Annotated in this window: 11 protein-coding genes; 5 read left to right on the top strand and 6 right to left on the bottom strand. The window is 32.1% G+C overall.

Going from position 1 to position 13,383, the window contains the following annotated elements; translation table 11 throughout:
- Positions 1-155: 155 nt before the first annotated feature.
- From surE to FPG59_RS00810, 5 genes are read left to right on the top strand one after another with little or no spacing between them, the layout of a single operon-like run.
- Positions 156-938: a 5'/3'-nucleotidase SurE gene (gene surE / locus FPG59_RS00830; RefSeq protein WP_086452729.1), complete on the top strand. Its 783-nt coding sequence runs from the start codon at positions 156-158 to the stop codon at positions 936-938.
- Positions 928-1,200, top strand: coding sequence for a hypothetical protein (locus tag FPG59_RS00825; protein WP_086452728.1), 273 nt, complete (start codon positions 928-930; stop codon positions 1,198-1,200). Before surE ends, FPG59_RS00825 begins: the two co-directional genes overlap by 11 nt.
- 37 nt (positions 1,201-1,237) lie before the next feature.
- Entirely contained in the window at positions 1,238-2,350 is a 1,113-nt protein-coding gene (lpxB, locus tag FPG59_RS00820; RefSeq protein WP_086452727.1) for a lipid-A-disaccharide synthase, read from the top strand.
- Between the two features lie 52 nt (positions 2,351-2,402).
- A complete protein-coding gene (locus tag FPG59_RS00815) occupies positions 2,403-2,909 on the top strand; it encodes a C40 family peptidase (protein WP_086452726.1) in 507 nt (168 codons plus the stop codon).
- Positions 2,910-2,954: 45 nt separating this feature from the next.
- The gene (locus FPG59_RS00810; protein ID WP_254906626.1) at positions 2,955-5,000 is read left to right on the top strand and encodes a ComEC/Rec2 family competence protein; all 2,046 of its coding nucleotides are present in this window, start codon (positions 2,955-2,957) and stop codon (positions 4,998-5,000) included.
- A gap of 11 nt (positions 5,001-5,011) precedes the next feature.
- On the opposite strand, the gene FPG59_RS00805 is transcribed toward FPG59_RS00810, so the two are convergent.
- The 6 genes from FPG59_RS00805 to FPG59_RS00780 all read right to left on the bottom strand — a co-directional run bounded on the left by FPG59_RS00805 (position 5,012) and on the right by FPG59_RS00780 (position 13,249).
- Positions 5,012-5,467: a thioredoxin family protein gene (locus FPG59_RS00805; protein WP_140344575.1), complete on the bottom strand. Its 456-nt coding sequence runs from the start codon at positions 5,465-5,467 to the stop codon at positions 5,012-5,014.
- Positions 5,468-5,578: 111 nt separating this feature from the next.
- Positions 5,579-6,037, bottom strand: coding sequence for a thioredoxin family protein (locus FPG59_RS00800; protein ID WP_086452723.1), 459 nt, complete (start codon positions 6,035-6,037; stop codon positions 5,579-5,581).
- A 52-nt stretch (positions 6,038-6,089) separates the two neighbouring features.
- Positions 6,090-7,601 (bottom strand): peptide MFS transporter, encoded by a 1,512-nt coding sequence (locus FPG59_RS00795; protein WP_086452722.1) that lies wholly within the window; start codon positions 7,599-7,601, stop codon positions 6,090-6,092.
- Positions 7,602-7,604: 3 nt separating this feature from the next.
- Positions 7,605-9,263: a peptide MFS transporter gene (locus FPG59_RS00790; RefSeq protein WP_086452721.1), complete on the bottom strand. Its 1,659-nt coding sequence runs from the start codon at positions 9,261-9,263 to the stop codon at positions 7,605-7,607.
- An 87-nt stretch (positions 9,264-9,350) separates the two neighbouring features.
- Positions 9,351-11,042, bottom strand: a complete 1,692-nt coding sequence (locus tag FPG59_RS00785; RefSeq protein WP_086452720.1) for a peptide MFS transporter — start codon at positions 11,040-11,042, stop codon at positions 9,351-9,353.
- A 35-nt stretch (positions 11,043-11,077) separates the two neighbouring features.
- Positions 11,078-13,249 (bottom strand): S9 family peptidase, encoded by a 2,172-nt coding sequence (locus FPG59_RS00780; protein ID WP_086452719.1) that lies wholly within the window; start codon positions 13,247-13,249, stop codon positions 11,078-11,080.
- Positions 13,250-13,383 lie beyond the last annotated feature (134 nt).

Genomic DNA, 13,383 nt, shown 5'->3' with positions numbered 1-13,383 from the left:
CCATAAATTTTTGTTAAAGATATAAAATGTTTTATTCTAATGAAATGAAAGTTCAATTGATATTAAATTTTTACATTTAGTTCAGTTTTTACCAGTTTCAGTCATTACATTTGTTATTAATTTAAATAAATATTCTTTTTTTTAATTTTAAGTAAATGAAAAAAAACAAGCCGCTGATACTTATTACTAATGACGATGGCATATCGGCACCGGGATTGAGAGCTTTAATAGCTGTAATGCAAGAAATTGGCGAGATTGTTGTTGTAGCACCAGACAAACCTCAAAGTGCTATGGGACACGCCATTACCATAAACAGCACCTTATACCTAAATAAAATATCCAAAGACACCGACCCCTTTTTAGAATACAGTTGCTCTGGAACTCCAGTAGATTGTGTTAAACTTGCCGTTAATGAAATCTTAGAAAGAAAACCGGATCTTTGTGTTTCTGGAGTAAATCATGGTTCAAATTCATCCATCAATGTTATTTACTCAGGCACCATGAGTGCTGCCATGGAAGCGGGAATTGAAGGTATACCCGCTATAGGATTTTCACTTTTGGATTATGATTGGAATGCAAATTTTGATGCCATCAAAAACTTTATTCGTAAGATTGCTCTACAAGTTCTTGAAAATGGTTTGCCCGAAGGTGTATTACTGAATGTTAATTTCCCAAAACTACAAGAAGAAAACATAAAAGGAATACGAGTATGCCGACAAGCAAAAGCCATTTGGGTAGAAAAATTTGACAAGCGCAAAACACCACAAGGCCGAGATTATTACTGGCTAGCCGGAGAATTTGTTAATCAAGATCATGGAGAAGATACTGATGAGTGGGCATTAAAAAACGGATACATATCCGTAGTACCAGTACAATTTGACTTAACAGCGCATCACGCCATTCAACAACTTAACACCTTTTCATGGAATGAAGAATAAAGATATACTCTTAGGATTTATAATAGGACTTTTGACTACAGTTTTAGGCAGTTTTATTTTTATGTATTTTTTTACAGATTACCATTTTATTGCAGGCATTCAGATCTTAAAATCTCAAGGAAATCTTGGGAAAATCATCACATTGGGATGTGTTTTGACACTGGGAGCATTTGGGGTAGCTCTAAAATTAAACAGAGAAAAAATCGCGCAGGGAATTGTGTTTTCAGTTATTGCTTTAGCCATTTTAACCTTAGTAATATAAAAACAGAATTCATTTTTTAAATTTAGCTTTTACAAACATGAAATATTACATAATTGCAGGTGAAGCCTCTGGAGATTTACACGGCTCTAACTTAATGAAAGAGCTTTTCAAAAAAGATCCACAAGCAGAAATTCGTTTTTGGGGAGGTGATTTAATGCAAAACGTAGGCGGCACCTTAGTAAAACACTATCGCGATCTTGCCTTTATGGGTTTTATTGAGGTTGTATTCAATTTAAAAACGATTTTAAACAACATTACCATTTGTAAAAAGGACATTCAGAACTTCCAACCTGATGTGTTGATTTTTATAGACTACCCTGGATTTAATCTCCGAATTGCAAAGTGGGCAAAAAAACTAGGAATCAAAACACATTACTATATTTCTCCACAAATATGGGCTTGGAAAGAAAGCAGAATTACCGATATCAAAAGAGACATTGATAAGATGTATGTTATATTACCTTTTGAGAAAAAATTCTACGAAGAAAAACACCAATATCCAGTTGATTTTGTAGGGCATCCTTTAATAGATGCCATTCAAAACAAATCGAATGTTACTGAAATAGATTTTAGAAAAGAAAACAATCTGAGTGACAAACCAATTATAGCAATTCTTCCTGGAAGTAGAAAACAAGAAATTACAAAAATGCTGCAAATCATGCTCAGTGTTTCTAATGATTTTCCTGAATATCAATTTGTAATTGCTGGGGCTCCTAGTCAGGAATTCTCTTTTTATACCCCATCTATAACACAAAGTAACATCCAGTTTGTAGCAAATAAAACCTATGATTTATTACAAAATGCTACAGCTGCTTTAGTAACATCAGGAACAGCTACGCTTGAAACGGCTTTATTTAAAGTACCGGAAGTAGTATGCTACAAAGGCAATTGGATATCTTATCAAATTGCAAAAAGAATCATTACATTAAAATACATTTCATTAGTCAACCTCATTATGGACGAAGAGGTAGTTACAGAACTAATTCAAGATGAATGCAATTCCAAACGCATCAAAGAAGAGTTGTACAAAATCTTGAAAACCGAAAAACGCAATACTATTTTAGAAAAATACATACTTCTTGAAAAGAAATTAGGTGGTCGTGGTGCCAGTGAAAAAACAGCAGCTTTAATTGTAAAAGATTTATTTTAAATTGAACTTCATAACTTCATACACATTAATAAAACAACTACTAAGATTCAGTATGACAATTGTTGTTATTATGATTTTTAGTTACAGTTGTGCACCTAAAAATTATAGTTCAACGTCGAAAAAAATTGGTTATAAAGAAATCAAATCTTCAACTGATAAAAAAAAGATTGAAAAAATAGTACAGTCGGTGGTAGAAAATGCTCACAAAGCACTTGGATCTCCCTACAAATATGGAGGAACTAATACAAAAGGTTTTGACTGCTCTGGATTAATTATCACCCTATTCAAACAACAAGATATTATTTTACCTCATAATTCACTCCAATTATCCAAAACTGGAGTAGTTCTTAATATAAAAAAAGACAAAGTCAATAAAGGAGATTTAGTGTTTTTTTCAAACAACAAAAATAAGACCATAGACCACGTGGGCATTGTAATTGATACCTCTGATGAGGAAATTAAATTTATTCACTCCTCTACTTCAAAAGGTGTAATTGTATCCTCTACTAAGGAGCCTTACTATAAAAAGAATTTTGTTCAAGCCAATAGACTTTTTTAATTTTACAATTTTCTTACTAAAAAACAGCTCTTACTTGTTTAAAATGTGTACTTTAGAGTTATGAAAGTGCTGCATTTCCCACTGATAAAAATTACAATTGGTTTTATAATAGGACTTATTTTGTCTCATTATATTTTTTTGCCCACAAAATATATTTTTTCAGCAATACTACTTTCACTTATTGGATTAGGAGTACAATACTTTTTTCTCAAAAAAAATAAAAAAGCAGCACCATTATTTGGGATAAGTATATTGTTTTTAGCAGGATTAATTGGAGTTTCAACGCAACGCATACATTCTGATAGTTTCAAAGAGAGTCACTATTTACAAGTTAAAAATGTATTCCAACAAGAAAAAACATATACATTAATCATTAGAGAAAAATTAAAAAAAACTTCATTTAGTGATCGGTATGTAGCAATACTCACTCACATTAACAATGAAACTAAAACAGGTAAAATAGTCCTGAACATTAATAATGACAGTATCCAAAAAGCATTAAAAGTAGGTAATATAATTCAGTTAAAAACCTCAATACACCCCAACACTTCACCCAAAAATCCTTATCAATTTGACTATGGAAAGTATTTAGAGAACAAACATATTTATGGTCAAATATACACATCTAGTAACGCCATAAAAATTGCAAAACAATTAAAAAAGGATCTTTGGTATTACTCGGATGCATTAAGAACACGCATTTTAAAAAACTTACAAAATAATAATTTTAACGATGAAGAACTACAAGTTGCCATGGCACTCATACTTGGGCAACAACAAGACATCGCACCAGATATAATTAAAGACTATCAATATGCAGGTGCTGTACATATCCTATCCGTTTCAGGCCTTCATATCGGTTTCATACTAATGTTTATGACATTGATTTTAAAACCTATACCAAACAACAAAAAAGGTTCATGGCTAAAACTATTTATTATATTAACATCACTTATTTTGTTTGGTATACTTGCTGGATTAGCACCATCAGTGGTACGCTCTGTGACAATGTTCTCTTTTATTGCAATTGGAAGCCATCTTAGACGCAGCGTAAACATCTATCATACCTTAATCGTTTCCATACTAATAATTTTACTTTTTGAACCTTCATTTTTATTTGACGTAGGATTTCAACTAAGCTATTTAGCGCTATTTTTTATAATTTGGCTACAGCCAATGTTAAACCTGTTATATCAACCAAAAAATAAATTAACAAAATATTTTTGGGATATTTTAACCGTATCATTTGCAGCACAAATTGGCACCCTTCCATTAAGTATTTATTATTTCCATCAATTTCCAGGACTCTTTTTTATAACCAATCTAATAGTAATACCATTGTTAGGGGGAATAATGATAATTGGGGTTCTCGTAATGCTTTGCGCTGCTTTATATGATGCACCACAATTTTTAGCTCAATTGTTTGAATGGAGCATCTATTTTCTAAATAAAATCATCCATAGTATTGCCTCCTATGAACAGTTCATCATTAAGGATATACCACTACACTTATTCATGTTACTTAGCGCTTACGCCTCTTTAATTTGTATTGTACTTTGGGTTAAAAAACCAAATTTCCATAAATTAGTTGGAGTGTTGACCTCAATTATAGTAATGCAAGGAGCGTGCATCTACACCCGCTGGCAAGACTCAAAAAATAGCGAATTAATTGTTTTTCATTTACCCAAGGAGACGTTAATTACTATAAAAAAAGGGACTATTTGCGAGATATATAGCAACACTAACAAAGTAAACAAAGCAAAAAGTAACTTAAAAACATACCTATTGAGTACTAATGGTATTATAGAAAAAAAACAGTCTTTAAGGAACTTCATCTATTTCCAGGGAAAAAGAATTTTTGTATTAGACAGCGCTAATCAACTTATCGCAAATATAAATCCCGATGTTTTGCTATTAACACAATCAACAAAAGTAAATTTAGACCGTGTGTTACTGGAGTTAAAACCCAAAATGGTTGTAGCAGATGGATCTAACTTTAAGTATATACAACAAACTTGGAAAAAGAGTTGTGACAAACAAAAAATCCCTTTTCACATGACGCGTGAAAAGGGATATTATAGTATTAAGTAAATTAGAATTAATTATTCTTCGGCAACTGTTAAAAGCGTTTTAACATCAGCTAACCAGGTCTTTACACCTCCAGATTCGTAAGCCATTTTACCTATCAACTGGTAATTAATCTTACCTTTTCTAGAACTAGCTCTTGCAAAACATATTGAAGGAATAACATCCACACCAAAAGCGCTTTTTAAATTTAAGTTACGATCAATATACTCATTCCCATCACCTTGGGTGAGATCAATTTTAACAATTACTACGTTATCCCTAGACCATAAAGCAAAATCAAGAGTATTTAAAACCTGAGAAAACAACAGGGTATTTGAAGCATTTTTATCTGCAAATAACAATAATAAAGGCTTGTTTTCTTTATTACTAATTTCAATAGCAGCATTTACATCTGTTAACCAATTCAAGGATTGGGCATTCATATTAAAGCTATACGAAAGTATAAACACAAAAAGTAAATTCTTAATCATAATGTAGGTCTTAAAAAGTTTTTATAAAAATAACAAAAAAACAGAATAATCAACAATAAAAAGAAGATTTATATTCAATTAATCTTTACAAAACAACAAAACCTTACCAAATTACTTTTTTAAAATTTTATTAGCTTCTGTTAACCAGGCTGCTGGTCCTCCGGCAACATATCCCGTACTTCCTAAACCTTCAAAATTAACCTTACCATCAACTGTTTTAGCATTTACAAAATGTACTGTTGGAAAACCTTGTATACCAAAAGCCATTTGCAATTCATTATTCTGTTTTTTAATTTCCTCTGTTTGGGTAGACTTTCTAGGAAAATCAAGTTCAACCAATACTACATTATCATTTGCCCATTTTGAAAATTCAGGTGTTTTAAGTACTTCTTTTTGCAACCTAATACACCAGCCACACCAGTCACTTCCTGTAAAAAACAACAACATCGGTTTTTTGGTTTTGGTTGAAACTTCCATTGCCTTGTTAATATTAGTTTCCCAAACCAACTCTTGTGCTTGCGTAGCAACTGAAAAAGTTATCAGCAAAAGCGTAATTATAATTTTTTTCATTGTGTTTTATTTTTTACAAATATATTCAAAAATAGTACCAAAAAAATAGCTACTACTTTACTTCCTGCATTAATTTTTTAATGAGTGGCGAACTTAAAATCAAAACTAAACCTGCAATTAAAGCATAAATCCCCAATTGGTAATACCCATCAGCATATACGTAAAGTTTGTCTAAGTTGGATGCATTTTCAGATGCTTCTGCAATATTTGCACCTAATATTCCAGCAAAATACTGCCCATACGCACTAGCTAGAAACCACATCCCCATGATTACGGCTTGTGTTTTTTGTGGAGACAGTTTAGTCATTGCTGACATTCCTATTGGTGATAAACACAATTCTCCAAATGTGATGATAAACCAACCAAAAGTAAAAACTCCTAATGAGGTTCTTCCGTTTAAATCAGCAAAGAATTTAGTGTAATAAAATATCCAAAAACCTCCAGCAAGAAATACAAAGGCCAAACCGAATTTAATAACTGTATTAGGTTCTATCTTTCTTTTCGCCATCCACAACCAAACCAAGCCCACTAATGCTGCAAAACCAATAACAAAAAACGAATTGGCTGCATTGTTTACTCCATTTGGACTTAATTCAACTCCTAAAATATCATTGTTTAAATTATTTGCAGCAAATAAGCTTAAAGAACCTCCACTTTGCTCAAAAAAAGCCCAAAAGAAGATTGAGAAAATGATAAACACTAAAGCAGCTAAAAGCTTTTTATTTTCTGCTAAAGAAAAATTCTTCATTTCATAAAACAAATACAATATAGAGGCAGGACCAATAAAAATCATAAAATAATCAGTATACTGGGTATTTGCAACCATAATTATTATTACTGGAATAATACAAAGTGAACCTATATAAGTTGCTATTTCAAAGTTTTTTTTCTTTGATTTGTCAATATCCATCAAGGGAGAAAGTCCTATTGGGCCTAAACTTTTTTGAGTTTGAGTAAAGGTTAGCAAGCTTATAATCATCACAACCGCGGCAAACCCAAAGCCTACATTCCATCTTAAATTTTCTGGAACTAAAGATTGCCACATAGACCCTTCGGCTACAGCAATACAAATATAACCACCAATCAATGCTCCAAGATTTACACCCATATAAAAGAATGAAAAACCAGCATCTCTGCGTGGATCGTCATTTTTATATAACTGTCCCACCATTGATGAGATGTTGGGTTTAAAAAAACCCGTTCCAACAATTGTGAAACCCAAACCAATAAAGAACAAATTCTTAGGATCAATGGCCAGAATAACACTCCCTACAATCATTAAAATTCCACCCCAAAAAAGTGACTTTCTTAAACCTAAAATTTTATCAGCAAATAATCCTCCAATAAATGTAAAGGCATATACCCAAGCTTGAGTAGCACCATATTGCAGGTTAGCTACCGTTTCATTCATAGCTAAATGATTCACCATGAAAACCACGAGCATACCACGCATACCGTAGAAACAAAACCGTTCCCACATTTCGCTAAAAAATAAATACCACAATTGTTTTGGATACTTTCCTTTAAAACTTTGAATTTCTTCAAATGACTGATTGATTTCCATACCTTAATTAATTCCGTGGTCTTTCATTACTTTATTTAAATTTTTAACTAAAGCAAACATTAAAAGTGTCGCAAACATAAGCAAGGCAAAATTAACCCAAAAGAAATTAGCCTTATCGTCATATTGATCCCACATACTTGCCAAAACTCCAGATAATTTATTTCCAATGGATGTAGATAAAAACCATCCACCCATCATTAAAGCAGTGATGTTTTTAGGAGACAATTTAGAGACAATTGACAATCCCATTGGACTGAGAAATAATTCTCCAATGGTTATGATTCCGTAATTTGCAACAAGCCACCATACAGACACTTTCTCCATTCCGTTACTACCAATGTGAACAGCAGCAATCATTACCAAAACAGACAATGCCGATATTAACAATCCGAATGCAATTTTTGTTGGTGTTGAAGGTTCTTTTTTTCTGCTTCTTAAAAACGTAAAAAAAGCAACAACAAGTGGCGTCAAAATAATAACCCAACCTGGATTGATAGATTGACTCAAATTTGTAGCCCAAATAGAAACTGTCGAACCTTCTTGAGGTGTTTTACTTTTTGCTACATTTCTAAAATATACTGGATAATCTACAACTTTTTTAACGGCACCGTTTTCTTTTTGCAATCTAAAACTAGCATCGTACAATTCTGTTGAGTCCTTTTTATATTCAATGTCTTTAGCTAATTTTAAATTACTAAAAACAACTTGTGTAGTACCTGTAATTTCTCTATCAGTATATCTATCAGCCCAAGTTGTTAATGCCGACCCATTTAATTTAAAAACAGCCCAAAATAAAATCACTACTGCAAATATGGAAAGTAATGCACCAATTGGTCTTTTCTCTTCAGGTTTTGCTTTAAAATACAAACTTCCATAAAAGTAAATTACGGGCAGACAAGCAAAAATAAATGCATCAGTACTATCAGATCCAAAAATAGAACTGTCTAAATTCATATCAGACTGCACCCCTTTGATTAACCAACCTATTACCCCAAAAACTACCGATGGAACTAAAATGTACAATACAATTTTTGAAAAAGGCATATCCCCTTCTTGAATTCCTTTCTTTTCGGTTTTATCACCATAGTGCTTAGTTCCCAGAAGAAAAACTATTACACCTATAAACATTCCTAAACCAGCAGCCATAAAAGCATACTGCCATCCTAATAAAATTTGCAAAGCCGCACCAAAAAAATTACAAATAAAAGCACCAACATTTATCCCCATATAGAAAATATTGTACCCTTCGTCTTTCTTTTCTTTATATTGATCTTCGTTGTAAAAATTACCTAATAACGTTGAAATATTAGGCTTAAAGAATCCGTTACCTACAATAACTAATGTCATGGCTACATATAACATAGGCAAACTATGAATTCCCATCATAAAATAACCGGCCCCCATCATGATACCACCCATCACGATTGACTTTTTATATCCTAAATATCTATCGGCAATTAATCCTCCAATAAATGGTGTTAAAAATACCAAAGCAATGAAAGTTCCATATAAATCAGAAGCTTCTTTCTCCGTCATGGCAAATCCAGCCTCAACATCTTTTAGATATAAGGTAAAAATTCCGATCATTAAATAATAACCAAAACGTTCCCACATTTCGGACAAAAACAAATAAGGCAAGGCTTTAGGATGACTTTTCCACATAATAATACAATTTAAAAAAACAAACCTACAAGTTCACAGTGGCGAATTGCAGGTTTGAAAGATATACAACTATTTTTTAGAAATTAATTAACGCACACCGTGCATCATTTTTTTGATTACTGGCGTTAAAGCAAATAATATTACTGCTGCAACTCCTGTTAAAACAACAAATACCATAAAAAATTCAAATAAATTATGAATTTCAAAACCAGCAAAAACAGGATTAGTTGGGCTAATTTGATTTTTTTCTAAAAGAACCAACTGCTCTGCTGATGGTGTTATTGTTTTGTCTAAAACTCCTTGTAAATTAATACCTAACTTTTCTGCTTTCAAAAATTTGTCTCCGGTAGCAGGCATAATTGAACCTAAAGTTCCCGACAATGCATAACCAGCAGCATTTGACAAGAAGAAAACTCCAAATAATAATGAAGCAAAACGTTTTGGCGACAATTTACCTACTAATGACAAACCAATTGGAGATAAACACAATTCAGCAAAAGTTTGAATTAAATACAAAAGAATTAACCATTTGATAGCTAATAACCCGCTATTTCCTAAATCTTTAACGTTATAAGCAATAATAAAATAACTCAAGGCAATCAATCCTAAACCAATGGCTTGTTTTACTGTAGACAAAGGTTCTTTCCCGTTAGCTCTTAATTTATCCCACAAAATACTGAATGGTAATGCAAAACCAAAAACAAAAATTCCATTAAAAACTTGAACCATTGAAGCGGGCATTTGCCATCCAAACATGAAAGTTCTATCTGTTTGATTTGCTGCAATAAATGTTAAAGAAGAACCAGCTTGCTCAAATGCAGCCCAGAAAAATATGATAAAGAAACCAACGATGTAAATAACAAAAATTCTATCTCTTTCAACTTTAGTTAATGAACTGTCTGATACAATAAGTCCTGCAAGCGTTAATCCACTTGCATAAATGATTGGATAAATAATTGTTTTAATAAAATTGTCTCCATCTAACAGAAATCTAAAAGCAAAAAACAAAGCTACAAAAGCTATAAAAGCTCCAATTAATGATTTTGTTGAGAAAACAGCTGTTTGTGATTCCCCTTCTTCGTAATCTGAATTATCATTGTATTTTGGCAATCCCCCAAGTGGCTTACCTTCTGGAGTAACTACATATTTATTTTTCAAAATGTAAAAAACCGCTGTACCAATTAACATAGCAACTGATGCTGCTAAAAATCCCCATTTAAACGCGTGAACATTTTGCACTCCATTTACAACTTCATCCCCAAGGTAAGGACAAATTGTTTGACCTAAGAAAGCTCCTAAGTTGATACCCATATAAAAAATAGTAAAAGCTGTATCCAATTTTGTCTTTTCTTGTTTTGGATACAAACTCCCAACCATAGAAGAAATATTTGGCTTAAAAAAACCATTTCCAAAAATTATAATACCTAGTGCTGACCACATGAGTATATTTGCTAAACTCAAATTGGAACCAAAAACTGAGGCACTAGTAAACAATAAAAATTGCCCCACAGCCATCATCAATCCGCCAAGTAAAATACAATTTCTGTTTCCAAAAAATCTATCGGCAATAAATCCACCTAACATAGGAGTTAAATAACACAGTCCTAAAAATCCACCGTAAATCAAGGAAGCATCTTCTTCTTTCATCATCAATGAATTTACCAAAAACAAGGTTAAGATAGCTCGCATTCCATAGAAATTGAATCGCTCCCACATTTCGGTTCCAAATAATACCCAAAGTCCTTTTGGATGTCCTGTTTTTACTGCTGTTTCACTCATTTTTATTAATTTGGTTTGTTTTTTAATTATCGCTATTATAAATTCTCTTTAATGAAATTCGTCATTTTTGTATACAATTGAACTCTAGTTTTACCACCATAAATTCCGTGGTTATTATCCGGATATATCTGAGAATCAAATTGCTTATTGGCTTGTATCAAAGCCTCCATCATTTGCATAGCATTTTGAACGTGTACATTATCATCTCCAGATCCATGAATCAACAAGTACTTTCCTTTTAATTTATTCACGTGGTTTATAGGGGAATTATCATCATATCCACTAGCGTTTTCTTGTGGAGTTTGCATGTAACGCTCTGTGTATACGCTATCGTAAAAACGCCAGTTGGTAACAGGTGCCACAGCAATTGCCATCTTGAAAACATCATTGCCTTTTAAAATACAATTTGAGGCCATAAAACCACCATAAGACCAGCCAAATATACCAATTCTAGATTTATCTACAAATGAATAATTACCTATTACTTTGGCAGCATCAATTTGATCCTCTACCTCGTACTTACCTAGCTGCAATTGAGTCACTTTTTTAAAATCGGCGCCTTTAAAACCGGTTCCTCGTCCGTCAACACAAGCCACAATATACCCTTGTTGTGACAACATCATGAACCAGTAATCATCAGTACTGTTCCATTCATTATTTACTTGTTGAGATCCAGGACCTGAATATTGGTACATGAATACTGGATATTTCTTGTTTGGATCAAAATCTTTAGGTTTTATAATCCATGCATTCAATTCTATTCCTTTTTCTGTTTTCAAGACAAAAAACTCTTTGGCAGGTAGGTCGTATTTCTTTAATTTGGTTGCAAGAGCCTCGTTATTTTCTATTACTTGAATTTGTTTTCCTGCCTTGGCTTCATTTAAAGTATAAGTAGTAGGCTGCGAAACGCTAGAATATGTATTGATGTAGTATTGAAAATTTGGACTAAAAGTAGCTGCATTAGTACCTGTGTTTTGAGACAGTCGTACTTTTCCTTTGCCATTAAGCAAAACTTTATATACATCTCTATTAATGGAACCGTTTTCTACAGATTGATAAAAAACCGAATTAGTCTTTTCATCATATCCATAATAATTAGTTACTTCCCAATTTCCATTGGTAACCTGATTTTTTAAACTTCCATTTTTGTCATATAAGTAAATATGATTAAAACCATTTTTTTCACTCGTCCAAATAAAACTATTGTCTTTAAGAAAAGTCAAATTATCAGTAACATCAACATAGGCTTTGTCCTTTTCATTCAAAACTACTTTTGTAGTTCCAGCTGTGGCATCAACAAAGATTAAATCTAAATTATCTTGATGACGGTTTAAAACCTGAGCCGAAACAAGATTACTGTCATTTGTCCATTTTAATCTGGCAATATAAAAGTCATTATAATTGTCCAGCTTTATATTTTTTCCTGCATTTGCATCTACATCATAAATATGTAAAGATACTACTGCATTTTTTTCACCTGCTTTTGGATATTTAAAAGTTTGCATTGTAGGATATAAATCTTTAGCAAACATAGACATAGAGAATTCAGGTACTTTACTTTCATCAAAACGGATGTAAGCTACTTTTTTACTATCAGTACTCCAGTCAAAAGCTTTCACAAAAGCAAATTCTTCTTCGTAAACCCAGTCTGTAATTCCGTTTATGATACTATTTTTTTGTCCGTCTGTTGTTATAGCAGTAGATTTAGCAGTAGCTAGATCATAAACATACAGATTATTCTCTCTAGCATAAGCAATTTTTTTTCCATCAGGTGAAAAGGTTGGCTCTTGAACTTGAAAATCAAAAAGTTTTTTCAACTTTTTTGTAGTTATATCGTACAAATAATAATCGGCTGTAAATGAATGACGAAAAATTTGATTGGAATTACAAGCCAGTAATATCATTTTTTCTGAAGCATCAAAGGAATAACTGTCTATTCCACTAGCCAACTCTTGATGTGATTTAGTATCAATTAAAGTTACCGTTTTCTTTAAAGTTGCAAAATCATATAAATCAATTTGCATACTCCTAGATTGCATATCTACGTTTAAAACAGTGTATTGATTCGTGTTTTTTAAGGATTGCAATTCATCCATTCCTTTGGTTCGAAAGGTACCGTTGTACATTTCATCAATGGTTATTTTTTGTTGTCCAATAACCGAAAAACAAACAAATAAAAATAAAGCGATATAATTTTTTGAATACATACTATTAGATTAGAGATAAAAAACCGTCAATTTTAGTGAAAAAATTACAATAATCAGTTATTTTTTATGTTAAATGTAAAAACAGCTTGCCAAAACTCACTCTTATTGAAATGATTTAGATTGCAAATAAAACC

Source organism: Flavobacterium sp. FPG59, assembly GCF_002150205.1.
Taxonomy (GTDB): Bacteria; Bacteroidota; Bacteroidia; order Flavobacteriales; family Flavobacteriaceae; genus Flavobacterium.
This window is presented reverse-complemented; position numbering and strand designations above follow the sequence as displayed.

What these genes read in the sequence shown, in the direction of transcription:
- FPG59_RS00815 (WP_086452726.1), top strand. Translation starts at nt 2,403, where the DNA reads ATGACAATTGTTGTTATTATGATTTTTAGTTACAGTTGTGCACCTAAA.
- FPG59_RS00790 (WP_086452721.1), bottom strand. Translation starts at nt 9,263, where the DNA reads ATGTGGAAAAGTCATCCTAAAGCCTTGCCTTATTTGTTTTTGTCCGAA.
- FPG59_RS00805 (WP_140344575.1), bottom strand. Translation starts at nt 5,467, where the DNA reads ATGATTAAGAATTTACTTTTTGTGTTTATACTTTCGTATAGCTTTAAT.
- FPG59_RS00785 (WP_086452720.1), bottom strand. Translation starts at nt 11,042, where the DNA reads ATGAGTGAAACAGCAGTAAAAACAGGACATCCAAAAGGACTTTGGGTA.
- FPG59_RS00795 (WP_086452722.1), bottom strand. Translation starts at nt 7,601, where the DNA reads ATGGAAATCAATCAGTCATTTGAAGAAATTCAAAGTTTTAAAGGAAAG.
- surE (WP_086452729.1), top strand. Translation starts at nt 156, where the DNA reads ATGAAAAAAAACAAGCCGCTGATACTTATTACTAATGACGATGGCATA.
- lpxB (WP_086452727.1), top strand. Translation starts at nt 1,238, where the DNA reads ATGAAATATTACATAATTGCAGGTGAAGCCTCTGGAGATTTACACGGC.
- FPG59_RS00800 (WP_086452723.1), bottom strand. Translation starts at nt 6,037, where the DNA reads ATGAAAAAAATTATAATTACGCTTTTGCTGATAACTTTTTCAGTTGCT.
- FPG59_RS00780 (WP_086452719.1), bottom strand. Translation starts at nt 13,249, where the DNA reads ATGTATTCAAAAAATTATATCGCTTTATTTTTATTTGTTTGTTTTTCG.
- FPG59_RS00825 (WP_086452728.1), top strand. Translation starts at nt 928, where the DNA reads ATGAAGAATAAAGATATACTCTTAGGATTTATAATAGGACTTTTGACT.